The 24,877-nt window shown below is 66.0% G+C and carries 17 protein-coding genes, 1 tRNA gene and 3 rRNA genes; 8 read left to right on the top strand and 13 right to left on the bottom strand.

Annotation, left to right across the window (positions count from 1 at the left end; genetic code table 11):
• Positions 1–8 precede the first annotated feature (8 nt).
• Positions 9–85, top strand: a tRNA-Met gene (locus tag ACOZ38_RS40175).
• A gap of 199 nt (positions 86–284) precedes the next feature.
• A complete protein-coding gene (locus tag ACOZ38_RS40170; RefSeq protein ID WP_424536127.1) occupies positions 285–1,466 on the top strand; it encodes an NAD(P)/FAD-dependent oxidoreductase in 1,182 nt (393 codons plus the stop codon).
• Here the strand turns inward: ACOZ38_RS40170 and ACOZ38_RS40165 are convergent.
• The 7 genes from ACOZ38_RS40165 to ACOZ38_RS40135 all read right to left on the bottom strand — a co-directional run bounded on the left by ACOZ38_RS40165 (position 1,429) and on the right by ACOZ38_RS40135 (position 8,946).
• Positions 1,429–2,352 carry a hypothetical protein gene (locus ACOZ38_RS40165; protein WP_424536126.1) on the bottom strand — a complete coding sequence of 308 codons (924 nt, stop codon included), beginning with the start codon at positions 2,350–2,352 and terminating at the stop codon, positions 1,429–1,431. The two genes, ACOZ38_RS40170 and ACOZ38_RS40165, sit on opposite strands and share 38 nt — an antisense overlap.
• Positions 2,345–3,316 carry an SCO2521 family protein gene (locus ACOZ38_RS40160; RefSeq protein ID WP_424536125.1) on the bottom strand — a complete coding sequence of 324 codons (972 nt, stop codon included), beginning with the start codon at positions 3,314–3,316 and terminating at the stop codon, positions 2,345–2,347. The genes ACOZ38_RS40165 and ACOZ38_RS40160 overlap by 8 nt, the downstream gene beginning before the upstream one ends.
• Positions 3,317–3,371: 55 nt before the next feature.
• Positions 3,372–4,304 carry an SCO2522 family protein gene (locus ACOZ38_RS40155; RefSeq protein WP_424536124.1) on the bottom strand — a complete coding sequence of 311 codons (933 nt, stop codon included), beginning with the start codon at positions 4,302–4,304 and terminating at the stop codon, positions 3,372–3,374.
• Positions 4,301–5,218 carry an SCO2523 family variant P-loop protein gene (locus ACOZ38_RS40150; protein WP_405141480.1) on the bottom strand — a complete coding sequence of 306 codons (918 nt, stop codon included), beginning with the start codon at positions 5,216–5,218 and terminating at the stop codon, positions 4,301–4,303. The genes ACOZ38_RS40155 and ACOZ38_RS40150 overlap by 4 nt, the downstream gene beginning before the upstream one ends.
• 1 nt (position 5,219) lies before the next feature.
• A complete protein-coding gene (locus ACOZ38_RS40145; protein ID WP_424536123.1) occupies positions 5,220–7,052 on the bottom strand; it encodes an SCO2524 family protein in 1,833 nt (610 codons plus the stop codon).
• Positions 7,053–7,082: 30 nt separating this feature from the next.
• The gene (locus ACOZ38_RS40140) at positions 7,083–7,844 is read right to left on the bottom strand and encodes an SCO2525 family SAM-dependent methyltransferase (RefSeq protein WP_424536122.1); all 762 of its coding nucleotides are present in this window, start codon (positions 7,842–7,844) and stop codon (positions 7,083–7,085) included.
• 286 nt (positions 7,845–8,130) lie between these two features.
• Positions 8,131–8,946: a UbiA family prenyltransferase gene (locus ACOZ38_RS40135; protein ID WP_424536121.1), complete on the bottom strand. Its 816-nt coding sequence runs from the start codon at positions 8,944–8,946 to the stop codon at positions 8,131–8,133.
• A 107-nt stretch (positions 8,947–9,053) separates the two neighbouring features.
• On the opposite strand from ACOZ38_RS40135, the gene ACOZ38_RS40130 reads away from it, so the two are divergent.
• Positions 9,054–10,640 carry a bifunctional 3'-5' exonuclease/DNA polymerase gene (locus tag ACOZ38_RS40130; protein WP_424536120.1) on the top strand — a complete coding sequence of 529 codons (1,587 nt, stop codon included), beginning with the start codon at positions 9,054–9,056 and terminating at the stop codon, positions 10,638–10,640.
• 1 nt (position 10,641) lies between these two features.
• On the opposite strand, the gene ACOZ38_RS40125 is transcribed toward ACOZ38_RS40130, so the two are convergent.
• Complete coding sequence (locus ACOZ38_RS40125) at positions 10,642–10,833, bottom strand: hypothetical protein (protein WP_424536119.1); 192 nt, start codon at positions 10,831–10,833, stop codon at positions 10,642–10,644.
• Between the two features lie 105 nt (positions 10,834–10,938).
• Entirely contained in the window at positions 10,939–11,340 is a 402-nt protein-coding gene (locus ACOZ38_RS40120) for a hypothetical protein (protein ID WP_405141471.1), read from the bottom strand.
• A gap of 669 nt (positions 11,341–12,009) precedes the next feature.
• Between ACOZ38_RS40120 and ACOZ38_RS40115 the strand changes: the two genes are divergently transcribed.
• The 3 genes from ACOZ38_RS40115 to rrf all read left to right on the top strand — a co-directional run bounded on the left by ACOZ38_RS40115 (position 12,010) and on the right by rrf (position 17,340).
• Positions 12,010–13,531 (top strand): 16S ribosomal RNA (locus ACOZ38_RS40115).
• 480 nt (positions 13,532–14,011) lie between these two features.
• A 23S ribosomal RNA gene (locus ACOZ38_RS40110) occupies positions 14,012–17,146 on the top strand.
• Between the two features lie 77 nt (positions 17,147–17,223).
• Positions 17,224–17,340 (top strand): 5S ribosomal RNA (gene rrf / locus ACOZ38_RS40105).
• Together the 16S, 23S and 5S rRNA genes form the textbook arrangement of a ribosomal RNA operon.
• 1,262 nt (positions 17,341–18,602) lie before the next feature.
• Here rrf and ACOZ38_RS40100 read toward each other — a convergent pair.
• Positions 18,603–20,054, bottom strand: a complete 1,452-nt coding sequence (locus tag ACOZ38_RS40100; RefSeq protein WP_424536118.1) for a hypothetical protein — start codon at positions 20,052–20,054, stop codon at positions 18,603–18,605.
• 15 nt (positions 20,055–20,069) lie between these two features.
• Between ACOZ38_RS40100 and ACOZ38_RS40095 the strand changes: the two genes are divergently transcribed.
• Positions 20,070–21,599, top strand: a complete 1,530-nt coding sequence (locus tag ACOZ38_RS40095) for a substrate-binding and VWA domain-containing protein (RefSeq protein WP_424537175.1) — start codon at positions 20,070–20,072, stop codon at positions 21,597–21,599.
• Between the two features lie 6 nt (positions 21,600–21,605).
• Here ACOZ38_RS40095 and ACOZ38_RS40090 read toward each other — a convergent pair whose 3' ends face one another.
• Positions 21,606–22,097 carry an Lrp/AsnC family transcriptional regulator gene (locus ACOZ38_RS40090; protein WP_405141468.1) on the bottom strand — a complete coding sequence of 164 codons (492 nt, stop codon included), beginning with the start codon at positions 22,095–22,097 and terminating at the stop codon, positions 21,606–21,608.
• A gap of 236 nt (positions 22,098–22,333) precedes the next feature.
• Here ACOZ38_RS40090 and ACOZ38_RS40085 point away from each other — a divergent pair, with 236 nt between their 5' ends.
• Positions 22,334–23,239: a phenylalanine 4-monooxygenase gene (locus ACOZ38_RS40085; protein ID WP_424536117.1), complete on the top strand. Its 906-nt coding sequence runs from the start codon at positions 22,334–22,336 to the stop codon at positions 23,237–23,239.
• An 84-nt stretch (positions 23,240–23,323) separates the two neighbouring features.
• On the opposite strand, the gene ACOZ38_RS40080 is transcribed toward ACOZ38_RS40085, so the two are convergent.
• Positions 23,324–24,040, bottom strand: coding sequence for a response regulator transcription factor (locus ACOZ38_RS40080; RefSeq protein WP_405141466.1), 717 nt, complete (start codon positions 24,038–24,040; stop codon positions 23,324–23,326).
• 57 nt (positions 24,041–24,097) lie between these two features.
• Positions 24,098–24,874: a phosphate ABC transporter ATP-binding protein PstB gene (pstB, locus tag ACOZ38_RS40075; protein WP_424536116.1), complete on the bottom strand. Its 777-nt coding sequence runs from the start codon at positions 24,872–24,874 to the stop codon at positions 24,098–24,100.
• Between the last annotated feature and the right edge of the window lie 3 nt (positions 24,875–24,877).

Below are 24,877 nucleotides of genomic sequence, written 5' to 3'. Positions count from 1 at the left end.
CAAGCCGACGCGGGGTGGAGCAGCTCGGTAGCTCGCTGGGCTCATAACCCAGAGGTCGTAGGTTCAAATCCTACCCCCGCTACCAATGAGGGCCCGGGATCCAATGGATCCCGGGCCCTCACGCATGTACGGGGCAGATTGAGCCCCGATCTCGCTCGGCTCTCCTCGGCGTTGTCCCGCCGCGATATCGTCTTCTTGACGCAAATGCCGCGGTAAGAAAGGAATGGGTCTGCGTATCGCGCGAAAAGAGGGCACGGGCACTACGGGGTGGCGAGGAGTCGCGCGTGCGTGCAACCTGTGACGTGACCATCGCCGGTGGGGGAATCGTTGGTTGCGCCATCGCCCATCGGCTCAGCGCCGAAGGCCGCAGAGTTGTGGTGGTCGACGGAGGCACCAGGCTCGGCACCGGGGCGTCCTCGGCGGCGATGGGCGGCATCATCACCGAGACCGATGAAATGTGCCTTGGTCCATTGCGCGAGCTCGTGAAACGGAGCCGGGATCTGTATCCGGCGTGGCTGGAAACCATTATCGGCCTGTCTGGAATACAGGTTCCATTGCTTTCCACCGGGGCTCTCCAAATCGCGCTGGACGACGAGGAGATGACCCGGCTCCAGGAAGAAGTGCTGCCCCGCTGGCGCGCCATCGAGGCGAAGGTCGAGCCGCTGTCGAGGCACGAGGTGCTGCGGGTCGAGCCGCTCATCAGCGAGGAGGTCCGCGGAGGATTCCACCTCCCGACCGAGCTCGCCCTTGAGCCGACCCGCCTGATGTCCTCCCTCTCGGCCGCTCTCTGGCAGGACCCGTCGATCCGCATCGAACCGGGCTCGTGGGTCGAGCGCGTGGAGGTCCACGCGGGCGGCGTGGCCGTGACCCTCGACAACGGCGGCCGCATCGAGTCCGGCCACCTCGTCGTGGCCGGTGGCCATCTCAGCGGCTCGCTGGTTCCCGGCCACGCGAGCCTGCTGCTCCCGATCAAGGGGGAGGCGATGGAGGTGCTGGCCCCCGGCTCGCGCGGCTACCCCCTGCGCCATCACGTCTACGCCTGCGTCGAGGGTCGCGACATCTATGTCGTCCCGAGGGCCGACGGGCGGCTCGCGGTCGGGGTCACCTACGAGCGCGGCCGATCGGACACGGTGCCCACGGCGGAGAACCTCGCGGTCATGCGCCGCGGGCTGGCCGTCCTCGCCCCGGAGGCCGCCACCTGGAAGCACGTCCGGCACTGGGCGGGTGTGCGGCCGGGCACCCTGGACGGCATCCCGCTCATCGGCCACGTGGAGCCCCACGGCCGGGTGGTCCTCGCCACCGGGCACGTCGGGCTCGGAATCACGCTCGCGCCCGTCACCGCCGAGCTGGTCGGCGCGCTGCTCGACCGCGGCCGTACCGCCGGCGCGGCGACGCGCGCCCTGCTCGGACTGTGCGACCCGGCGAGGTTCAGTCCAGCGGTCGCGCCAGCGCCCACAGATGGGTGAACCGCTCTGACAGGGTTCTGACCTGCACGGGGTCGAGGACGAGCTGCGTGTTCTTGATCATGTAGATGCCCTCGCCGACACTCGGCCCGAGGGTCGTCTCGTAACTGACCACCCCGTCGAACACGATGAAGTCCGACAGCCAGCTGCGCAGGGTGGTCGGAATCGTCGACGGGTCGAGCACCCGCACCTCGATGTTCACCTCCGACTGCCAGGTGTAGACGCGCCTGAACAGTTCCTCGTCGGGGCGGTCGGAACGATCCAGGACGAAGATGCGCCGTACCCTGACGCCCTTGTCGGCGCGGTCGCGCTGGTTCTCCAGGTATCGCATCCCGAGGTCGGTCGTCCAGAATCCGCCCTCGATGTCCCAGGCCCCGGCGTCGACCATGGGGATGCTGATCGCGTCTATCGATTTGCTCGCGTGCTTGGACAGGCCGAGCAGCCAGTCGCGGTCCTCGCCCTCCTGGGTGACGATGCCCTCGCTGAGCTCGCGCAGGAAGTGGGTCATCCGCGCGATCTCCGACTGCGCCAGATCCTGGATCAGCTTCGGCATGTCGGTGCTCAGCGCGGTGGCGTTGCGCACGAACTGGGTGATCACATCGGTCTGCAGGGCAGAGGTCTCGGCCAGCCCGAACAGCTCTGTCGCCTCGTTGATCCGGTTGAAGCCGCTGTCCAGCAACAGGTGCAGCGCGCTGTGGTGCACGCGCTGGTCCCGCAGGACGGTGTCCAGGCGCCTGTCGACGTCCACGAGGAACTGCACCACGAACACCGCTCCGCCGACGAAGACGGAGAGGGTGACGCTGGAGAGGACGTCGGCCTCGTCCACGAGCACGTTGGTCAGCACGAAAGACAACCCGCCGATCAGGAGGGTCACGAGGATCTTACGCACCGCCTGGGGGAGTACCTCGGCTCGAGATGGGGTCTCCATCTGCTTCTCGCCTGCTCTCTGCCATCACGCTTAGAAGAGATAAGGTGTTGACCGCGATCTGGTCGCGGATTCTTGCTACAGACGATTTCCATTGCCGGGAGAAACCCGGGTGCCTTTCGAGCTCCTCCCAGAAGGGCCTGAAGGAGTCGTCCACCCGCGCTCCCGGCATCCACAGGTGCAGCAGATGGTCGATCGCGGGTGACAGCTTCGTGGCGATCCGCGTGGGCGTCGCGGTTCCGATCAGCGCCCGTTCGATGAGCGACTGCAGCGTCGTCAGGAGCCAGTCGTGAAGGGCCAGGTCCTCGCAGAACGCGACGATCCGCGCATCCGGCTCCCCGGTGAGGCGCAGCGTGCGGAGCATGCCGTTCCAGAGGGTGAGCCTTATGGGCGGCCGGCCCTCCTCGCCGGCCTCGCCCCGCTCCAGCACCCATCGCAGCCGGGTGCGCGTCGTCTTGAACGGCGTCTTCCTGTCGAGTTGCGGGGAGTCCTGGACGCGGTTCATCAGCCGTCCGCTTATCGCCCCGAAATCAAGGATGTCCAGCGGGAGCTCCGAGGCCATGAAGCCGTCGGCCATGTCGCGCCAGCGTGCTCTTCCCTGCACCTCGACTTGTCCCGGCCGTGCCAGGTAGTGCGACCAGGCCATCCGGTGGTCGGTTTCCGACGGCACGATGAAGGCGTAGGACGATCCCTGCAGGATGCGTCCTCCGGTGATGGCGGCGCGATGGGTCACGGTGCCCGTGGCCCTGATCCGCGCGCCCGACAGGCTCGGCAGGCGGCAGTCGACCCCCGAGAGGATCTCCGGTGAGATCGCGTGGGGCAAGGGACGCAGCGAGGTGCGAACCTGCTCGCCCGAGACGAGGCAGAGAGCTTCCCGGCACTGGGCCTCGGAGAGCTCTCCCAGATTGCGCAGAAGCCCGGTGTGCACTTCCCCCACTATCAACATGTGGCCTCCAGGCCAGTCCCTCGCAGGCGGCCGGTCCCTACAGGAAGACGTAGGAGACGCGGTCGACGACTTCGTCCTCAAGCCGCAGGCCCTCGCCGCGGGCGCGGCCTGCCACCTGCGAGAGCACCTCCGGGTCGGCGGCCACCTGGCCGAGGATCGTCCGTACGGCCAGCTCGACGGGCAGGAACCGCGAGGAGAGGACCGACGCGGTGCGGTAGGCGGCGAACGGCGGGGCGCTCGGGTTGAGCTGCACGAAGGGCGGAAGCGCGTCCCAGTCGGCGGGGAACCCCTCTTCCAGGCGGGACGGGGTGACCACCGGCCTGCCGTGGTGCCTGAGCAGGCCGAGGCGCATCAGCTGCCAGACCGCGGCGAGGTAGGGGCAGGACCACACCCGCGTGCCGCGGGGCTCGTCCCACAGCTCCACGTCGACGAAGATCGAGTGCCGTCGGGCGGCGTTCTGCGCGGGAGGCCGCCAGCCGGGCTCGCCGCCCATGGCCTCGGACTGCGCGCCGTCGGTCTCACGCCGGCCGTTGCAGAGCCAGCCGCTCTTGGTCAGCGGTGGCCGCGACCCGTTCGTGCCGGGGGCCGGGTCGTCGACGATCCGGTCGAGGACCAGGCGCGCCACGTCGGCCGTGCCCGAGTGGGCGCAGCCCGACTCGCGGGCCAGGTAGTCGATCACGAGCCCGGCCTCCTCGGCCGCCTCGATCACCATGGGCACGACCTCGGCCGGGGTGCTGAAACGGCTGAAGTAGTCGTCGATGAGAAAGCACGTGCTCACCCGCGCCTTCGGGTGGGCCGTCTTGCGAAAGGTCTCGAACCAGGGCGCGACCAGGCGGAACTGGTCGCGGATGCGCTGCGGGCCGACCGCGAAGTCCTCCATGTAGAGGTGGCCGAGCTCGACGGACACGTGGGAGAGGGGGGTCGACTCGACTCGGCGCCGCGCGGTGTCCTCGGTGAAGACGGCTTTCACAGGCCCTCCCAGGCGTGCGCGTCGAAGATCTTCGTGGCCAGGTCGTCGAACGCCTTGATGGTGTTCTCGTTGGCGATGCGGCTCGCGTAGACGTCCTCGTCGACGATGAGCTGCTCCCTCCACTGCAGCACCGGATCGAGCGGCACCTTCCCGAGCATCGCCGTGCGGCCGACCCTGTGGCGCCTCGCCAGCTCGTGCAGGTCGCGGTTGCACTCGTCGAGCCAGGCGAGCTGGGTGGAGCGCAGGGCCGACAGCTCCGGCGCGCTCGGCTCGACGACGGCCGTGCGGACGAAGCGGATCTGCTCGGCGAGGGCCCTCTTGTCGTGCCCGTGGACGGTGCCGACGTCCAGCAGGCCCCGCTTGTCGTACACCAGCCCGGACGCCGCGATGATGTGCTGGCGGGTCCATCGGTGGTAGACGAGCCAGCGGAAGGGAACGGCCGCGAGCTCGGGGTGCGCCGTGGCGGCCAGCACCATGTCGGCGGCGTACGACCGTCCGGCGCTGAGGTCGACCAGGCAGAGGTCGAACTCCTCCTGCAGGCGGAGGAAGAGCCGCACGCACTGCTGGACGATCGCCGTCGTGCTGCGGAACTCGCCGCCGCTCGAATCGCCGGGGAACAGCGCCAGCTGCCCGGCCCCAGGGGGCTTGCCGCGCAGCGCGCCACGGTCGGACTCGGCCCAGATGTCGATGCGGTACGGCTCCTGGACCTTCTCCTGGAGGTAGGAATGCATGCCGCCGCGGTCGGTGCCGCGCTCGGCCGCGCTCACGTTGAAGATGGCGCCGGCCGTCGGGGAGCCGAAGTCGAAGTCGAGGTAGCAGACGTCGTCACCATGAAGCGCCCGGCGGTAGACGATGTTGCTGCTCGTCACCGAGCGGCCGGTGCCGCCCTTGTCGCTGATCGCGAAAACCAGCACGTCAGTTTCCCTCCGTGGCGTTCTCCCGGGCCAGGGCCAGCAGTTCGAGATCGCGGAGGCATTCGCTGACGAGGGCTATCGCGCTCCCCGGGCGCGAACGGATGATCACCCGCGCTCGCCCGAGGTTGGCCTCGATGCTTCGCAGCTTCGGCTGGAGCGCCTGCCGGGAGCCGGCCACCCAGATGAGCTGCTCCTGGTCGTAGAGATGCTCGGCCTCGCTGAGCATCTCGTTGGCGATGTCGGCGAGCAGCGGGCTGCGGATCGGCTGCGTCTCGATGGTCTTGGCCGCCGAGACCAGGAACTCCACCGCTCGTTCGGTGAAGTACCAGGACGGTAGCTCGGTGACCTGCTTCAGGTCGGTGAAGACCCTGGAGGGCTGGTCCCACAGGCCCCTGGCAGGGCCCTCCGTGTAGCGGCGCCGGGAGATGTGCTCCCAGATCTCGTCCGCGAGGGACAGGAGCCGCTCGCGCATCTGGGTGCTCCGGGAGATGGACGCCACGCCGATCGTCCGCTTCAGCAGCGTGATGGAGAAGTCCGAGATGAGCCAGTGCATCGGCGGGCCCAGGGCGTCGCTGCCGTCGAGCTGGTAGACCACGCCCGGCGAGTGCATCTTCACCGGGGGATCGTCCTTGGTCGCCCGGCGGGTGATGCGTGCTCTCATGGCCAGCTCGTCGAGGACTCCGGCGACGCGGCTGAGCACGGTGTCCGTCGCGCGGGTGCTCAATAGGTTCTCGACCACCATGGCGGTCACCAGCAGGGAGAAGTAGTCGGACTCCACGTCGTCGGTGGTGCGCCAGGGGATGTCCTCCAGTGGCCAGCGACCGCGCCCGAACATGGCGATGCGCGCCCAGTAGGCCTGGGTGAGGTCCCACCGGCGTTGCAGGGCGTTGGCGAGCTGCTGCTGCTCGTCGTCGAGCAGGCCGAGGACGCGCGTGCGCTCCGAGAACAGGTCGGTGATGCTCGTCAGCGCGATGACGGTGAAGTACAGGAACGGCAGGTTGGGCGCGATGCCGTTCGGCTGCGGCCCCACGTCGAGGTCGGTCACGACCTCCGGGGCGTCCTGGACGATGCCCCAGCTCCAGCCGCACTCGAAGATGAGGTTGTGGTTGTCGAGGTCGACCTGCCCGGATCCGATGGTCAGGTCGCGAAGGCCGGCCCGCACGCCCGTGAGCTGCCTCTGCAGCTCCTCGACGACCCGCCGCTCGGGGAGGTTCTCCTGGTTGACCGAGCGGATCAGCGCCTGGCCCTGCGCGGACCCCGGGTCGAACACGTTGATCGTGAAGCTGCGCAGGAGGTTCACCATGGCGGCCGACAGCCGCTTGGCGGCGCGCGTCTCCACGTCCAGGATCTCCTTGAGGAGCTCCTCGCGGCGCACGCTACGGCGGAAGACCTTGAGAAAGCCGAGGATGCTCAGCATCAGGGTCACCGACATCGAGAACGAGTCCACGACGTCGAGCCGTTGCTGCTCCTTGGTCGGCTCCTGGGCGGGGTCGTTCGACTTGAAGTACGTGCCGCCGGCGAACACCGGGCGACCCTTGTCATCGGTGTAGGCGTCGAGGTACTCGCCGATGACCTTGATCAGGGTCTTGGGGATCTCGACGCTGTCCCCGAGCGCCCCGAGCGCGTCGAGGACGTCCTCGGCCGTCTCGTCGGGCACGTCGAGCTTGAATCCGGTCAGCTCTGAAGCCGGGAACATGAGACATAAGAGTTGCTCGGTGTCCGAAATGGAGTTGGAACCGTCGCGCCCGCCCCATGTCCACCGGCCCTCTTGGAGGGACGCACGGGAAACTGCTTTCCAGACTTCGAGAAGTTGTTGCCGTGGCTGCAGTTTCATGGGCGCGGAACCTCTCGCGGCGGCGTTACGTCACTTTCGCAGTCGACCATGCGCCAGGATCATCCCGCTGTACCCCTCGCGCAGCAACCCGTCACTGTCAATATGCCTCACGACGACGTCAGGCGCGTACGATATCAGTTTCCTGCGCACGACATCCTTATCGACTCTGATGGCCGGGAAGAAATGGGTGCCGACCCGGTAGCCCTCGGAGTTCTCCATGAGGGCGATCACGAACGGCGCTCCGGGTTTCAGCGCGTCGAGAAAGCTTCTGATCGCCCGCTCGAATTCCAGCTTCGCGGTGGTGATCGACTCGGCGACGAAGAACATGGTGCCGACGTCCCACTTGGCCCGGGGGAGGTCGAAGATGCTTCCCTTTCGCACCACGGCGCGGCGGGCGATGGCCGATCGCGAGTCGCCGACCTTCTGGTAGCGGCTCTTCTCCGTCAGGACGTTCCAGAACGGGTCCCACGTCGGGGAGTGGTTGAGCACCTCGCGTTCCAGCCACTCGACGTTCGCGCGGGAGTGCTCCCACAGCGTGATCTTGCCGCACAACGGCAGCATCGCGAGGGCGGGATAGAGGTTGGGACCGGTGCCGACGTCGAGGCCCTCGGCGTCGTAGACGTCGCGTATGCCCGCGAAGAAGTCGCGCGCCTGTTCGACCATCTTCCGGTCGTCCTCACGGAGGGCACCGTAATTGTGCTGCCAATATGCGTGGGGATCGAACTCGTCCCAGGGGTAGTCGGTGTTTGTGGAGCCCTTGACGAGCGTGTCGCCCGCTTGATTTCCTGTCATCGTGTGCGCCGCTGCCTTATCTCGTCTCGATCGGTGGAGCCCCCTGCCGCCGGGGCCACTCCTCTCCCCAAGAGGGTGAGGACCGGGACGACCAAGGTGCCTACTCTTATACACTCGTCCCCTGCGTTTTCGCAGGTCATTCCCAGCCTGTGATAGCTTGATCACTTCTTGCGAGTGCGAAGGTCACGGTACGGATAAATCTCTCAAGATGTGGGTTCGGCGGGCTACTTCCAGAATAAGCAAGTAATGGAACGATCCGCTATTTTCGGGCATTTCGGACTTGCCGTCACACGAGGCTGCCGCCCTGGGCGGCGAACATCATGATGTCGATGGCGGCGACCGCGACGGTCACGGCGAAGGCGGCGCGCCGCAAGGAGCGCCGGGCCATGAGCAGGCTTCCGATCAGCACGAGCGCGACCGCACCGAGGCCGGCCACGGTGACAGGGCCCCCGCGATCCCCCGGAGCCAGGGCGATCACCACGGACGCTGCCACCAGGAGAAGCGCGGCGCCCAGCCTGGCACCCGTGGGCCCGAGACGCTGCGGCAGGCCGCGCACCCCGAGCGCGAGGTCGTCGGGCAGGTCGGGGACTACGTTGGCGAAGTGCGCGCCCATCCCGAGCAGCGCCCCCGCCAGCAGGGCCCACCACGCGGGCCAGGGCTCCCCGGGCAGCCCCAGGGTCACGAACGCCGGCAGCAGGCCGAAGGCCACCGCGAAGGGCAACGGGGAGGCGACCCCGGCCTTGAGCCTGAGGTTGTACAGCCATCCACAGGCGACCGCGGCGAGGTGCACGATCCCCGCCGGGACACCGCTGGCCAGCGAGAGCGGTACACACAGGGCGAGCGCGGCGAACGCCGCCCCCGCGACGGTGCGGGGCTCGGCCGAGTCGGCGGTGAGCGGCTTGTCGGCCCGTCCGATGGCCCGGTCACGCGTGCGGTCGATCCAGTCGTTGCTCCAGCCGATCGAGAGCTGGCCGCTGAGCACGGCGGCCCCGACCAGGAACGTGCCGCCCGCGCCCCTCCCGACACCGGCCGCGAGCGCGCATCCGACAGCCGTGACGACCACGGTGGGGCCCGGGTGACATGCCTTGATCAACGCAAGCATGTGATCAGCCTCGCGCCCGTACCCCCGTCCACGCAACGCTCCGCCGGGAGCGGCGCACTCGAACCTGTGATCGAAGACTGTCGGTCCCCTCGGATAGTGTCGTCCGTATGCGGATCGCGGTGACGGCGGGCGCCGGCGGCGGCACGCTGCGACCGATGGGGGAGGACGCCAGGCGCGTCGGCGACCTCGCGCACGCCATGGGTGACCTGGAGCTCTCCGCGCGTCCCCGATGGATCTGGGCCGACACGCGCGAGCTCTATCCCGACCTCCTCGCCCGCGGCGTGCGGCTGGCGCGCTGCCACGATCTGACGCTCACCGAGGCGCTGCTCCTCGGCCACGAAGGCAGGTACGGCGAGCCCAGGTCGGCGCACGCCGCGTACGCCAGGCTGCACGGCCTCCCGGTCCCCGACGACGGGGCGGGCCCGCATGCCGTGCAGGACACGCTGTTCGAGCCCGAGCGCGCCGAGATCGACGTCACCGAGGTCTATCTCGACCAGCTCAGGAGGGTCGAGGCCACCGAGAGCCCCGGCCGCTTCCGCCTCCTGGTCGCCGCCGAGTCGGCCGGAGCGCTGATCGCCGCCGAGATGGGCCACGACGGCATGCCCTGGCGTGAGGACGTCCACGACGAGCTGCTGACCGACCTCCTCGGCCCCCGGCCCGTCCACGGCATGCGGCCCGCGAAGCTCCAGGCACTCGCCGACCAGGTGAGCGCGGCCTTCGGGTCCACCGTCAACCCCGACTCCCCGCAGCAGATCGTCAAGGCCTTCAAGTCGGCGGGCCTCGCCGTCTCCTCGACCAGGTCCCACGTGCTCAAGGAGGTCGACCACCCGGCGGTCGCGCCCTTGCTGGCGTACAAGGAGCTGGCCCGGCTCCACAGCTTCCACGGTTGGACCTGGGCACACCAGTGGGTGCGCGACCACCGCTTCCATCCGGAGTACGTGGTGGGAGGCGTGGTGTCGGGCCGCTGGGCCACCAGCGGGGGAGGCGCGCTGCAGATCCCCAAGGTGATGCGCCGCGTGGTGGTCGCCGACGACGGGTGGCGGCTGGTCGTCGCCGACGGGGCCCAGCTCGAACCCCGGGTGCTTGCGGCGATGGCCGGCGACCGCGGCCTGGCCCGCGCCGCCGGCGAGATCGACCTGTACGCCGCGCTCGCCCAGGCCTTCGGCGGCGCCCGCGACAACGCCAAGATCGCCATGCTGTCCGCTATGTACGGCGGCACCAGCGGCGACGCCCCGAAGCTGCTGGCCATGATGCGGCAGCGGTTCCCGCAGGCGTACGCGTTCGTGGAGGACGCCGCGCGCGCCGGCGAGGAGGGCCGGTTGGTGCGTTCCTGGCTCGGACGTACGTGCCCGCCGCCGTCCGCGCACTGGCTGAATCTCGTCTCCGGGCCCGAGGGCGGTCGCGCGGCGCGCGACCGCGGGCGGTTCACCCGCAACTTCGTCGTGCAGGCCACCGCCGCCGAGTGGGCGCTCACCCTGATGGCGTTGCTGCGCGGGCGGCTGCCCCATCCGGCCAGGCTGGTGTTCTTCCAGCACGACGAGGTGATGGTCCACTGCCCGGAGGACCTCGTGGGCGAGGTGTCGGCGGCGGTGAGCCGGGCGGCGCAGGACGCCACCCGCATGCTCTTCGGAGAGACGCCGGTCCGCATCCCCATGGAGGCGGTGGCGGTGACCTGCTACGGAGACGCGAAATAGGTCATGCGACGGCCCTCATCAGGTGCAGTGTCTTCCTGGCCGACCAGCCGATCAGGCAGATGCTGAAGACAGCCTGGACGGTGCGCAGCCAGCCTGGCGTGGTCGTGGCGGCGAAGACCACCACGCCCAGCCAGAGCAGGCCGAATACCGCAACCAGGGTGACGGCCGCCCAGTTCAGCCCCCGGATCCACATGGGGGAAGTCTTCCAGGGCGACCCTCATGTCAGGGCAAAGGCTGCCATCTCAACAAGTGAGCTTGCATCACCGATTTCGCCGGATTGTTGCCAGTCCAGGTTTTGCTAGTGAGGGAGCCTGCGGGCGATGCCGCCGCAGCGGCGCATCCGCGCGCTCGTCCTGACGCGGCTGGGGGGCGTCTCTTCCAGGTGGGCGAGCAGCGCCTCGGCCATGCGGGCATCCGCGAGGATGCGACCGACCTCCTCGTCACCGGCGGGCAGCTGGCCCCTCTTGTCCAGCTCGTGCCGAAGGAACGTCAGCGGGTCGGGGTCCCCCACGGCGGCGGAGGCGACGGTCGCCCGTCCGGCCGTCAGCAGCCCCAGGTACTGGGTGCGAAGGGTCGCTTCGCGAAGTCGCGCTTGCTCCAAGTCGTCCAGCAGGGTTCGGGCGATCTGTAGGAGATCGTCTGAGTCGCCCTCCTCGGCCGCGATGTGAGCGCGGATGTCGTCGAACTCCGACCGCGTCATGATGACCACCTCCACGGGCAGGGATCCGGGCACCGGGGTGGCGCCAGCGGATCCCGCACCCTCTTCGTAACGTCTGGCGATTGCGGATGACTTGCTGGCGGGTTGCGCCGGCGCGAATCGCTCGCTGTTTGGGATGGCTGAGGGGCGGGAAAGGTTTACCGGATATCAGAGTGGCGTCCGGCACTCCTGGGATGCTGCTAGAGTTTCCCCTCGTTGGGCGGTGATCAAGCCCCGAGAGATCCAAAAAATCTTGCGGGCTACCAGCCTGCCCACACTCCGTCTAGCGTCCGGATCATCCCGGTTGGTGCAGTAAGTTGGCACTTGTCCGGTTGGCCCGGTAAGTTAGACGGGTTGCCCTGGAGACGGGGTGACCGGACTGTACCGGTTCGGGATGGTTCATGTCAGATCGGATGATTTGACAGGGAGTGTCCGGATCTGGTAAAGTATAAGTAGCGAATGGTGCGCCCCGGATGGGGTCGGAGCCGGTTGGTTCCGGGTCTTGTCCGGTGTACGCGTCCGTTTCTTGAGAACTCAACAGTGTGTTAAAAGCCAGTGCATGAATATGCATACCTCCGTCTTTCATGCGCCCTTTGTGGGTGTGTGGGGATGGTTTCCTTTGGTTGACATCGCACATGTGTGTGTGGTGTTCGCCGGGATTTCTTCAGACATTGTTTGGAGAGTTTGATCCTGGCTCAGGACGAACGCTGGCGGCGTGCTTAACACATGCAAGTCGAGCGGAAAGGCCCTTCGGGGTACTCGAGCGGCGAACGGGTGAGTAACACGTGAGTAACCTGCCCCTGACTTTGGGATAAGCCCGGGAAACTGGGTCTAATACCGGATACGACCAGCCTTGGCATCGGGTGCTGGTGGAAAGTTTTTTCGGTTGGGGATGGACTCGCGGCCTATCAGCTTGTTGGTGGGGTAGTGGCCTACCAAGGCGACGACGGGTAGCCGGCCTGAGAGGGCGACCGGCCACACTGGGACTGAGACACGGCCCAGACTCCTACGGGAGGCAGCAGTGGGGAATATTGCGCAATGGGCGAAAGCCTGACGCAGCGACGCCGCGTGGGGGATGACGGCCTTCGGGTTGTAAACCTCTTTCAGCAGGGACGAAGTTGACGTGTACCTGCAGAAGAAGCGCCGGCTAACTACGTGCCAGCAGCCGCGGTAATACGTAGGGCGCAAGCGTTGTCCGGAATTATTGGGCGTAAAGAGCTCGTAGGTGGCTTGTCGCGTCTGCCGTGAAAGCCCATGGCTTAACTGTGGGTCTGCGGTGGATACGGGCTGGCTAGAGGTAGGTAGGGGCAAGCGGAATTCCTGGTGTAGCGGTGAAATGCGCAGATATCAGGAGGAACACCGGTGGCGAAGGCGGCTTGCTGGGCCTTACCTGACGCTGAGGAGCGAAAGCGTGGGGAGCGAACAGGATTAGATACCCTGGTAGTCCACGCTGTAAACGTTGGGCGCTAGGTGTGGGGTCCTTCCACGGATTCCGTGCCGTAGCTAACGCATTAAGCGCCCCGCCTGGGGAGTACGGCCGCAAGGCTAAAACTCAAAGGAATTGACGGGGGCCCGCACAAGCGGCGGAGCATGTTGCTTAATTCGACGCAACGCGAAGAACCTTACCAAGGCTTGACATCGCCCGGAAAGCTCTGGAGACAGAGCCCTCTTCGGACTGGGTGACAGGTGGTGCATGGCTGTCGTCAGCTCGTGTCGTGAGATGTTGGGTTAAGTCCCGCAACGAGCGCAACCCTTGTTCCATGTTGCCAGCACGCCCTTTGGGGTGGTGGGGACTCATGGGAGACTGCCGGGGTCAACTCGGAGGAAGGTGGGGATGACGTCAAGTCATCATGCCCCTTATGTCTTGGGCTGCAAACATGCTACAATGGCCGGTACAGAGGGTTGCGATGCCGTGAGGTGGAGCGAATCCCTAAAAGCCGGTCTCAGTTCGGATTGGGGTCTGCAACTCGACCCCATGAAGTCGGAGTCGCTAGTAATCGCAGATCAGCAACGCTGCGGTGAATACGTTCCCGGGCCTTGTACACACCGCCCGTCACGTCACGAAAGTCGGCAACACCCGAAGCCCGTGGCCCAACCAGCTTGCTGGGGGGAGCGGTCGAAGGTGGGGCTGGCGATTGGGACGAAGTCGTAACAAGGTAGCCGTACCGGAAGGTGCGGCTGGATCACCTCCTTTCTAAGGAGCATCTGGCTGAGCTCGCGGGTGCGTCGCAAGGTCGTCGCATCGGGGTTTGGTCCATGGTCGTGTTCGCAAGCGTTCGTCTTGTGCGCGACCTGCTCATTAGTGGAGCACTGGCTAGTCGGATCGTCGGGGTCGTCCCGGCGGCTGGTACCGCCGTGGGCCTTCTCTTTGGAGGGGGTCGCGGAGTGGGAACGCTGTCGTGGGGGTTCGGGTGGTTCGAACACACTGTTGGGTCCTGAGGAAACGGGCCGAAGCGCGGGGCCGCTGTCGCAGCTGTTGCTGTGGGGTTGCGGTCTCGTTGCTTGTGGGTCGTTGTTTCCTTGTTTGCGGGGCCAGCCTTCCGTCATACCGGTTCGCATCGTGGCTTGAGAGATGTTGTGTCTTTCGGGTTGGTGGTGTGGGTGTCTGGTGGTGGGTGGGGTTGGTGGCCTGTTTGTTGTTTGTGAATTGCATAGTGGACGCGAGCATCTTTGTGGCCAAGTTTTTTAGGGCACACGGTGGATGCCTTGGCATCAGGAGCCGATGAAGGACGTGGGAGGCTGCGTTAAGCCTCGGGGAGTCGCCAACCAGACGTTGATCCGGGGATGTCCGAATGGGGAAACCTAGCACCAGTCATGTGGTGTTGCCGCCGTCTGAATGTATAGGGCGGTTGGTGGTAACGCGGGGAAGTGAAACATCTCAGTACCCGTAGGAAGAGAAAACAATAGTGATTCCGTGAGTAGTGGTGAGCGAAAGCGGATGAGGCTAAACCATGCGCGTGTGATAGCCGGCAGGTGTTGCGTGTGTGGGGTTGTGGGACCCTCTTGGAGGAGCTGCCGTTCTTCCGAACAGTGATAAATCGATGGGGTAGTCGAAGCTTCTGGGAAGTTGCGCCGTAGACCGTGAGAGTCGGGTAGGCGAAACCTTGTCGACTGTTTGAGGGGATCCCAAGTAGCACGGGGCTCGAGGAATCCTGTGTGAATCTGCCAGGACCACCTGGTAAGCCTAAATACTCCCTGATGACCGATAGTGAACAAGTACCGTGAGGGAAAGGTGAAAAGCGCCCCGGTGAGGGGTCGTGAAATAGTACCTGAAACCGTGTGCCTACAAGCCGTAGGAGCTTGGGTGAGGCTTGCCTTGCCTGTGATGTGACTGCGTGCCTTTTGAAGAATGAGCCTGCGAGTTATGGTGTGTGGCGAGGTTAACCCGTGTGGGGGAGCCGTAGCGAAAGCGAGTCTGAATAGGGCGTTTGAGTCGCATGCTGTAGACCCGAAGCGGAGTGATCTACGCATGGGCAGGTTGAAGCGCGGGTAAGACCGTGTGGAGGACCGAACCCACCAGGGTTGAAAACCTGGGGGATGACCTGTGTGTAGGGGTGAAAGGCCAATCAAACTCCGTGATAGCTGGTTCTCCCCGAAATGCATTTAGGTGCAGCGTCACGTGTTTCTTGCCGGAGGTAGAGCACTGGATGGCTGATGGGCCTTACCGGGTTACTGACGTCAGCCAAACTCCGAATGCCGGTAAGTGAGAGCGTGGCAGTGAGACTGCGGGGGATAAGCTCCGTAGTCGAGAGGGAAACAGCCCAGACCACCGACTAAGGCCCCTAAGCGTGTGCTAAGTGGGAAAGGATGTGGAGTCGCAGTGACAACCAGGAGGTTGGCTTAGAAGCAGCCATCCTTGAAAGAGTGCGTAATAGCTCACTGGTCAAGTGATTCCGCGCCGACAATGTAGCGGGGCTCAAGTACACCGCCGAAGTCGTGGCATTCACGCGTTAAGCCCGGCGCACGTTTGTGTGTCTAGGTGTGTGGATGGGTAGGGGAGCGTCGTGCGGCCGGCGAAGCAGCCGAGTGATCGAGTTGTGGAGGCCGTGCGAGTGAGAATGCAGGCATGAGTAGCGAATCAGAAGTGAGAAACTTCTGCGCCGGATGACCAAGGGTTCCTGGGCTAGGCTAATCCGCCCAGGGTAAGTCGGGACCTAAGGCGAGGCCGACAGGCGTAGTCGATGGACAACGGGTTGATATTCCCGTACCCGCTAGCATGCGCCCATATCGAATCCAGTGATACTAAGGGTCCTTAAGCCCCTGTTGTCCTTCGGGACTTGGTGAGGCTGAACGCCTGGCCTGATCTGGTAGTAGGTAAGCGATGGGGTGACGCAGGAGGGTAGCCCATCCCAGGCGATGGTTGTTCCTGGGGTAAGCATGTAGCCCGTGGCATAGGTAAATCCGTGCCGCACTAAGGGTGAGATGTGATGCCGAGCCGATTGTGGTGAAGTGGGTGATCCCATGCTGCCGAGAAAAGCCTCTAGTGAGTGTGCCGGCGGCCCGTACCCTAAACCGACTCAGGTGGTCAGGTAGAGAATACCAAGGCGATCGGGTGAACTGTGGTTAAGGAACTCGGCAAATTGCCCCCGTAACTTCGGGAGAAGGGGGACCCTTGCTGGTGATGAGTCTTGCACTCGGAGCTGGTGGGGGTCGCAGTGGCCAGGGGGAAGCGACTGTTTACTAAAAACACAGGTCCGTGCGAAGTCGTAAGACGATGTATACGGACTGACGCCTGCCCGGTGCCGGAACGTTAAGGGGACCGGTTAGTGCGCTTTCGGGCGTGCGAAGCTGAGAACTTAAGCGCCGGTAAACGGCGGTGGTAACTATAACCATCCTAAGGTAGCGAAATTCCTTGTCGGGTAAGTTCCGACCTGCACGAATGGCGTAACGACTTCCCCGCTGTCTCAACCACAGACCCGGCGAAATTGCACTACGAGTAAAGATGCTCGTTACGCGCAGCAGGACGGAAAGACCCCGGGACCTTCACTACAGCTTGACATTGGTGTTTGGGACGGCTTGTGTAGGATAGGTGGGAGACGGTGAAGCTTGGACGCTAGTTCGGGTGGAGTCATTGGTGAAATACCACTCTGGTCGTTTTGGATGTCTAACCCGCGCCCGTGTATCCGGGTGGGGGACAGTGTCTGGTGGGTAGTTTAACTGGGGCGGTTGCCTCCTAAAGGGTAACGGAGGCGCCCAAAGGTTCCCTCAGCCTGGTTGGCAATCAGGTGTTGAGTGTAAGTGCACAAGGGGGCTTGACTGTGAGACCGACAGGTCGAGCAGGAGCGAAAGCTGGGACTAGTGATCCGGCGGTGGCATGTGGAAGCGCCGTCGCTCAACGGCTAAAAGGTACCCCGGGGATAACAGGCTGATCTTCCCCAAGAGTCCATATCGACGGGATGGTTTGGCACCTCGATGTCGGCTCGTCGCATCCTGGGGCTGGAGTAGGTCCCAAGGGTTGGGCTGTTCGCCCATTAAAGCGGTACGCGAGCTGGGTTTAGAACGTCGCGAGACAGTTCGGTCCCTATCCGCTGCGCGCGCAGGAGACTTGAAAGGGGCTGTCCCTAGTACGAGAGGACCGGGACGGACGAACCTCTGGTGTGCCAGTTGTTCTGCCAAGAGCACGGCTGGTTGGCTACGTTCGGGAGGGATAACCGCTGAAAGCATCTAAGCGGGAAGCCTGCCTTGAGATGAGGTCTCCCACCTGGAAACAGGGTAAGGCTCCCAGGAGACGACTGGGTTGATAGGCCGGAGGTGGAAGCATCGTGAGGTGTGGAGCTGACCGGTACTAATAGGCCGAGGACTTGACCACAAAGCGTTTTGCTCGCGTCCACTATGTAACTCAGAAACAACAAGCTGGGGTGACCCTGGTTGTGTGTTTCAAGGGGTTACGGCGGTCATAGCGGAAGGGAAACACCCGGTTACATTCCGAACCCGGAAGTTAAGCTTTCCAGCGCCGATGGTACTGCACCGGGGACGGTGTGGGAGAGTAGGACACCGCCGGACAAATATTGTGTTGGTAGGAGAGCCATCCACTTTGTGGATGGCTTTCCTGCGTTTGGGGGTATTTTCCGCCTGGCCGCCTGGCCGCCTGACCCTCTGGACACGTGACTATCTAGCTCGTCCGTTCCCCAGTTCCCTCCCTCCGTCCGTCTACGACCGTCCACTCCCACTGCTCCGTCCACGGGTTCCCTGCCCCCGGAGCCATTGGGGAAGTGGTCCGCGGTGGGTTCGGGGATCGGACTCCTCCTCCGGCCAGGTGCCCCGCGCCCTCGGTCCCTTCGATGGTCGTCCGCCGTAGATTCGGCGCCGGCACCGCCGCACTACGTCCCACCGCTTCGGCGCCTCAGGGCTGGACACAAGACCGGCGCAGAGTGGTGGCGTCGACCCACATCCCGCCGCGTCGGCGCCGGAAGGCTAGCCATCAGACCGGTGGCGGCGGGGTGGTGTCGGGCGGGGCCGAGTTCGGGTGGGTGTCCGGGGGGTCTCGGGTGAGCTTTTAGGGCGGGGTTTGGGGTGGGCCTGGGGGTTTTGGAGGAGGTGGGGAAGCGCCCGTAATGTGACTGTCATAACGGGTTGAGCTGCGGTTATATGCCTTTTGACAATTGCAGTCCGTCCGTTATTCAAGCGCTTGGTTGCAACGCATGTTCGTTGCAGGCGTGACGCGCTACGCTTCGCGATACTCAGGAGCAGATCTCCACCGTGTGTGGCTGGTTGGCGCTAAGGGGTGTGATGTCGTGGCCGGTAGGCATCGTAATCTCGATCCCCTTGGATATGACGGATGGAAAGACGACCCCCCATCCCGGGGTGACCGCTCGAGGCGCCTTCTGAGATTCATGGGTCGCTCTTCTCGATCCGAGAGCGAGTTGCGATCCAGGAGTGATCAGAGATCCAGAAGCGATGAAGAAGCCCAGGAAGGCCATGGGCCTCTGGGCGGTCCTGGATCTCCCGGTGACCCTGCATCCTTTGCCGGCAGCCCATACCGAGGTGACGAGGCGACTAGGGCTGACCAGGGATTCTTGGCGTATGAGTGGGCAGGGCCCGACCGATCATCCTCGGCTTATGAGGCGGGTGGGTTCGACCAGGGGTCCTTGGCTTATGAGGAGGCGAGAGCTGATCAGGGGCCGGGGGCCGACCGGAGATCCTTGGCCGAGGAGGGACCTTTTGGTGACTTGGGGATCTTTGGCGATCAACGGTTCCCGCGCGACGAGACACCCGTTCAGAATTCAGGATTCCACGGGGACCGTAGCCATTTGGGCGACGAAGCATCACTGAGTGACTTGGGATTCGGCGGCGGACGCGGCCATCTCGACGACCGAGTCTCCAATGATGACCATGGGTTCAGGGTTGATCGTCGAGGGGTGTCCGGTGATGAGACCTCTCCTGATGGCTTGCGATTGGGGAGTGAACTCGGTTCCCACAGCGATCGGGTTTCCAATGATGAGCTTGGGTTCGGGGTTGATCCTCAACGGGGATCTAGTGATGCGACTTCCCCTGGTGGCTTGGGGTTCGGGGGTGGGCGTGGTTCCCGCTACTCTCCGGCCTCCGATGAGGACAGGGGAATTGGGGCTGATCGTCAAGGGGGATTCAGTGATGAAACGTCCCCTAGTGAGTCGGGATTCGGCGACGGACGGAGCTACTCGAACGATCGAGTTTCCAACGGTCTCCGGGATGACCGGGTCTCCGCCGACGGCTTCGGGGACGGCCGTGTCTCTGATGACGGTTTCCGGGGCGGCCTGGCCGCTGGCGGCTTCCGGGATGATCAGGGCGCTGACAGTTTCCGGGATGATCAGGGCGCTGACAGTTTCCGGGATGATCAGGGCGCTGACAGTTTCCGGGATGATCAGGGCGCTGACAGTTTCCGGGACGGCCGGGGCTTCGGTGGAAGTTGGGGATACGCGGGGGATGGTCACGGGCTCGTAGGTGACGACGCACCCGTTCGTGATCGTCGGTTCATCGCCGACCGCAGAGCGTGGAACGACGAAGCGCCCCTTGGTGTCATCGGATTCGGGGTTGATGCTCCGGGATCCTTCGGCGACGAAGCATCCACGGGGGAGTCGAGATTCGCAGGCGATCACAGAGTCTGGGGCGCCGAAGGTTCCGATGATGCCTCCAGGGTCGCAGCCGATCAGGAACGCCTGGGTGATCGCAGTTCCCTGGGCAGCCCAGGGTTCCTGGGTGATCAGCCGGGGACGGGCGCGGAGCGATCGCCTGCCGTGGAACGAACCACCGGCACCGAACGAGGTGCACGTGTACAGCGCGACGCAGGTACTAGACGGGATGCCGGTACCAAACGAGGTGCACGTGCTAGGGAAGCGCTCGGTGGTGAACGCGTCACCGGGGGCGGAGTCACCGATGGTGAGCGAGCCGCCCATACCGAACGGGCTCCCGGCAACGAATGGGCCGCCGGCAACGAATGGGTCGCCGGCGGTGAACGGGATTCTGGCAATGAATGGGTCGGTGACGACGAGCGCGTTGTCGGTGCTGGACCAGGTGCCGGTGGCGAACTGGCTGCCAACGTCGAGCGGGGTGCCGCTGCCCAGCGGGGTGGCGGTGCCCAGCGGGGTGGCGGTGCCGGGGGGCCTGGAGGGGCGGGGAAGGGGAGTTCGCGGAGGCGGGGGCGGAGGGTTCTCGCTGCCGTCGCGCTGGGCGGTGTGCTGCTGGTGGCGCTTGGCGGTGGGGCGTACGCGCTGATGAACAGGACGGCGTGCGGTGAGCATCCCCCATTGCGCGTCGTGGCGGCACCGGAGATCGGGCCGGCGCTCGTCCGGATAGCGCAGCAGTACACCAAGGACGGTGGCTGCGCCGCGATATCCGTGCGCACGAAGAGCTCCGCGGACACGGCCGACCAGCTGGGCCTGCGCAAGGATGTCGCGGACGTGTGGGTGCCGGACGCCTCGGTGTGGACGGACCTCGCGCGGGCGCAGGGCGCGGACCGGACGCTGCCCGGGCAGGGCACGTCGATCGCCCACTCGCCCGTCATCATGGCCGTGACCCAGGAGACGGCCACCAAGCTCGCGCTCCACCCGGGCGAGCCGTCCTGGACGCTCCTGATCCCCACCCCGGCGACCAAAAGGAGACTGCCCAGGGCGTTCACCACGCTGCCGACTCCCAGCAGGTACGCGTCGGGCCTGGCCGCGCTGAACGTGCTGAACGCCGTCGTGGCCGACCGCCCCGACATGCTGAAGATCGTCCAGGGCGTGACGGCGAACCTGAAGCGGGCGATCGTCCCTTCCGAGGAGGCGCTGTTCGGTCTGGTGGATCAGCCTGCCGGCGGCGCCGATCCCGTGATCGTGGCCAGCGAGCAGGCGGTCTGGCGGCACAACGACGCGCGGCCGGACCACCGGGCGATCGGCCTGTACCCCAAGGAGGGAGCGATCGCCCTCGACTACCCCTACGTGCCGATGACCAAGGATCCCGTCAGGCGCCGGGCGGCCGAGGAGTTCCTCCGCACGGTGACCTCCCCGAAGGGACGTACGCTCCTGCAGGCCGCCGGCTTCCGCGACCCTGGGGGTAAGGCCGGGTCCGCGATGGACGAGCGCCACGGGGTGCGTACAGCGCCGCCTCGGGACATTCCAGCGCCCGACACCAGGACCACGCTCCGCGCCCTGCTGTCGATGAGGCTGCTTCTCGCCGACACCCGCGCTCTGCTCCTGCTGGACATCAGCGGCTCCATGGCCGAGCGGATCCCCGGGATGACCGAGACCCGCATGCAGGCCACGGCGGGCTTCGCGGAGGCGGGGATCCGTAGCCTGCCCAAGGGGAGCGACGTCGGCCTGTGGGTCTTCTCCACGAACCTCGACGGCGACAAGGACTACAAGGAGGTCGTGCCGGTCGGCCCGCTGCGGGAGCGCGGCCCGCAGGTCGTACGGGAGCTCCGCAGGCTGCCCGGGAGCACCCGGGGCGACACCGGCCTGTACGACTCGGTGCTGGCGGCGTTCCGGTCGGCCTCGAAGCACCAGGTGAAGGACATGCTGAGCTCGGTCATCGTGTTCACCGACGGCAGGAACGACGATCCCAGCGGCATCTCACGCGCCCGGCTCGTCAGCACTCTGCGGCGGGAGTTCAAGCCCGCCCAGCCCGTGACCATCACGCTGATCGGGTACGGCGACGGCATCGACGCCAGGGAGCTGCGGCAGATCGCGCAGGTGACGAACGGGGTGGCCATGGTGGCCAGCACCTTCGACCAGGCCCAGCAGCTCTTCCTCCAGGTCATCGCCAACCGGGTCTGCGTGGACAGGGGAAGATGCGCCTCGCAGGGATAGAGGCGCTCAGGGCTGTTCAGGGTCCGACGCGGCGTGCAGCAGCGGCTCGACGCGGTAGGGCACCTGGGTCGACAGCGCGATGGTCGTGTCGGTGCGCTGGACGGCCGGTGACGCCAGAACCGTGGCGATGATCTCCTGAAGGTGCGCGGTGCTCCTGGCGACCACCCGGCAGAGCAGGTCGGCCTGGCCGCTGGTGCCGTACACCTCGATGATCTCCGGGACGGACCTGAGCGCCTGTACGGCCTCGGCCAGCCTGCCCTGCGAGATCTGCAGGGACACGAACGCGAGGATGGGGTAGCCCATCTCGGCCGGCACGATGGTCGGCCCGAAGTCGCCGATGACGCCGCGTGCGACGAGCTTCTCCACACGGGCCTGCACGGTGCCCCGGGCGACGCCGAGCAGTCGTGCCAGCTCGGTCAGGCCGATGCGCGGATGCGCCCGCATGGTGACCAGGAGCCGGCTGTCCAAGGGGTCGACGGAGCCGTGAGCCGTAGGCATGGCCAGAGACTACGGGTGCACCGGCCCCCGGCGTACGGGACATGTGGGTGTACGGGGGTGGCCGGTAGGGGTCGGGTGGGGTTGTCCGGGCACGTGGAGAGCCGGAGGCCGTACCAAGCCTGCGGACTGTGCGGAATGACCAGCGCCTAGCCGTCCTGGGGGCCGACCCCTAGATGATGTGACCACGAAAGCTGGTCGCTCTTGCCATTAAAAGTGCAAATCGCTGTACTTCTGTCATGTTCGAGGAAGCCCAGTACTTCGCCCCCGTGGCGACCAGGGACGACGGTTCCGTGGTCGTCGAGTTGGCCGCGAACCACCCCGGAGTCGCAGACCCCGTATATCGCGAGCGCCGCAACGCCATCGCCGCCCTTGCCCTGAACCACACCCCCGGCCGGCCCATCCCCCGGGCCGCCTACACCGAGCAGGAGCACCAGGTGTGGGCGCTGGTGACCCGGGAGCTCGCGGCCAAGCACCGCGAGTACGCGGCGGGGGAGTACCTGAGGGGCTGCGAGCGCCTCGGCCTCCCCGCCGACCGGATCCCGCAGCTCCAGGAGGTCGGTGACCTCCTCGAACCGCTGACCGGGTTCCGCTACCTTCCGGCGGCCGGGCTCGTGCCGCTCCGTGACTTCTACGGCGTGCTGGAGGACGGTCTGTTCTACTCGACCCAGTACATCCGCCATCACTCGGTGCCGTTCTACACCCCGGAGCCCGACGTGATCCACGAGGTGATCGGGCACGCCAACGCGCTGGCGTCCGACCGGTTCGCCCGGCTGTACCGGCTCGCGGGCGCCGCCGCCCGCCGGGTGGAGACCAGCGAGGCGCTGGAGTTCATCTCCAAGGTGTTCTGGTTCACGATGGAGTTCGGCGTGCTCGCGGAGAACGGCGCGGACCGCGCGTACGGGGCGGGCATCCTGTCGTCCTACGGTGAGGTCGAGGAGTTCCGCGGCATGGACATCCTCCCGCTCGACCTGGCCGTGATGGGCACGACCACCTACGACATCACGCAGTACCAGGACGTGCTGTTCAGGGCGGAGTCGTTCGACCATCTGGAGGATGTCGTCGGCGACTTCTGGGCCACCTGCGACGACGAGGTGATCGCCCGCATCGTCACCGACGGCGCGGTGGTGAAGAGCGCGGTCTGACCGCTCGCGGGGCGAGCCGAAGCGGTCAGAACGTCCCTCGCGGGGCCGGGCGAGCCGAAGCGGTCAGAACGGCCCCGCCGCGGGTCAGGCCGGGGTGACCAGCCGGTAGCCGACCCCGCGCACGGTCTGTATCAACTGGTCATCGTCGTCACCGAGGCGCGCGCGCAGGCGCTTGACGTGCACCGCGATGGTGTTCGTCGACATGCTCTCGGCCGCGTGCCAGACATGGCGCATGATCTGGTCCCGTGTCACCGTGCGGTCGGCGTGGCGCATCAGGTAGTGCAGCAGCTCGAACTCGCGCAGCGGCAGGTGCACCGGCATCCCACCGACGCGCACCTGGTAGGCGCCGGCGTCGAGCTCGACGCCTCCCACGGTGAGCACGCCGCGCCCCATCGCGTCCCCGGGGAACGCCGCCTGCACGAGCGGCAGCAGCTCGGGCACGCGGTACGGCCTCGCCACGCAGGCCGTGGCCCCGGCCGCGAGCGCCTGTATGGCCTGCTCGGCGTGCCCCTCGCCCACGCCGAGCAGGACCGGTACGGCCCGCGCCAGCCGTACGGCGCGGACGAACTCCACCGGCCCTATGACGGGCAGGGACGCGCTGACGAGCACCACGTCCGGCCGTAGCGCGCCGGCCTGGATCAGGGCCTGAGCCCCGTCGGCGACTCCGGCCACGAGGACGCCCTCGCGCTCCAGCGCCGCGGCCAGTTCCCTGACCATGCCGGCGTCGGGATCGGCTACCAGCAGCATGGGCGCCGGTCGAGTGTCCCCGTCCACTTCAGGAGCCGTCTGCGGCTGGGTCACACCATCTCCTAAAAAAACCCGACATACCGGCCATTCGAGGTGCTGATCAGAAACCGATCATCCGAAGCGTCCGGTGATGTAGTCCTCGGTTGCCTTCTGAGTCGGGTTGGTGAAGATCTTCGAGGTCTCGTCCATCTCGACGAGCTTGCCCGGCTGGCCCTGGCCGGCCAGGTTGAAGAAGGCCGTCCTGTCGCTGACCCGCGCGGCCTGCTGCATGTTGTGCGTCACGATCACGATCGTGTAGTCGTTCTTCAGCTTGGCGATGAGGTCCTCGATGGCCAGCGTCGAGATCGGGTCCAGCGCCGAGCAGGGCTCGTCCATGAGCAGGACGGCCGGGTTGACGGCGATGGCGCGCGCGATGCACAGGCGCTGCTGCTGCCCGCCGGAGAGGCCGGCGCCCGGCTTGTTCAGCCGGTCCTTGACCTCGTTCCAGAGGTTGGCGTCCTTCAGGGAGGTCTCGACGACGCCCTCGGTCTCGGACTTGGAGACCCGGCCGTTGAGACGCAGCCCCGCGGCGACGTTGTCGAAGATCGACATCGTCGGGAACGGGTTAGGCCGCTGGAAGACCATGCCGACCGTGCGCCGCACCGAGACGGGGTCGACGTCCGAGCCGTAAAGGTCCTGGTCCTCCAGCATGATCTTGCCTTCGACGCGGGCGCCCGGAATGACCTCGTGCATGCGGTTGAGCGTCCGCAGGAACGTCGACTTGCCACATCCGGACGGCCCGATGAAGGCCGTGACCGAGCGAGGCTCGATCGTCATCGTGATGCCTTCGATCGCCTTGTGCGATCCGTAGTACGCGTCGAGGTCGGCGACCTCGATCTGCTTGGCCATTGT

The sequence above is a fragment of the Sphaerisporangium viridialbum genome (genome assembly GCF_049674955.1).
Lineage (GTDB): Bacteria > Actinomycetota > Actinomycetes > Streptosporangiales > Streptosporangiaceae > Sphaerisporangium > Sphaerisporangium viridialbum.
This window is presented reverse-complemented; position numbering and strand designations above follow the sequence as displayed.

Coding starts and splice junctions, on each gene's coding strand:
- ACOZ38_RS40145 (WP_424536123.1), bottom strand. CDS start 7,052: ATGAAACTGCAGCCACGGCAACAACTTCTCGAAGTCTGGAAAGCAGTT.
- ACOZ38_RS40140 (WP_424536122.1), bottom strand. CDS start 7,844: ATGACAGGAAATCAAGCGGGCGACACGCTCGTCAAGGGCTCCACAAAC.
- ACOZ38_RS40135 (WP_424536121.1), bottom strand. CDS start 8,946: ATGCTTGCGTTGATCAAGGCATGTCACCCGGGCCCCACCGTGGTCGTC.
- ACOZ38_RS40130 (WP_424536120.1), top strand. CDS start 9,054: ATGCGGATCGCGGTGACGGCGGGCGCCGGCGGCGGCACGCTGCGACCG.
- ACOZ38_RS40125 (WP_424536119.1), bottom strand. CDS start 10,833: ATGTGGATCCGGGGGCTGAACTGGGCGGCCGTCACCCTGGTTGCGGTA.
- ACOZ38_RS40120 (WP_405141471.1), bottom strand. CDS start 11,340: ATGACGCGGTCGGAGTTCGACGACATCCGCGCTCACATCGCGGCCGAG.
- ACOZ38_RS40100 (WP_424536118.1), bottom strand. CDS start 20,054: ATGCTCACCGCACGCCGTCCTGTTCATCAGCGCGTACGCCCCACCGCC.
- ACOZ38_RS40090 (WP_405141468.1), bottom strand. CDS start 22,097: ATGCCTACGGCTCACGGCTCCGTCGACCCCTTGGACAGCCGGCTCCTG.
- ACOZ38_RS40085 (WP_424536117.1), top strand. CDS start 22,334: ATGTTCGAGGAAGCCCAGTACTTCGCCCCCGTGGCGACCAGGGACGAC.
- pstB (WP_424536116.1), bottom strand. CDS start 24,874: ATGGCCAAGCAGATCGAGGTCGCCGACCTCGACGCGTACTACGGATCG.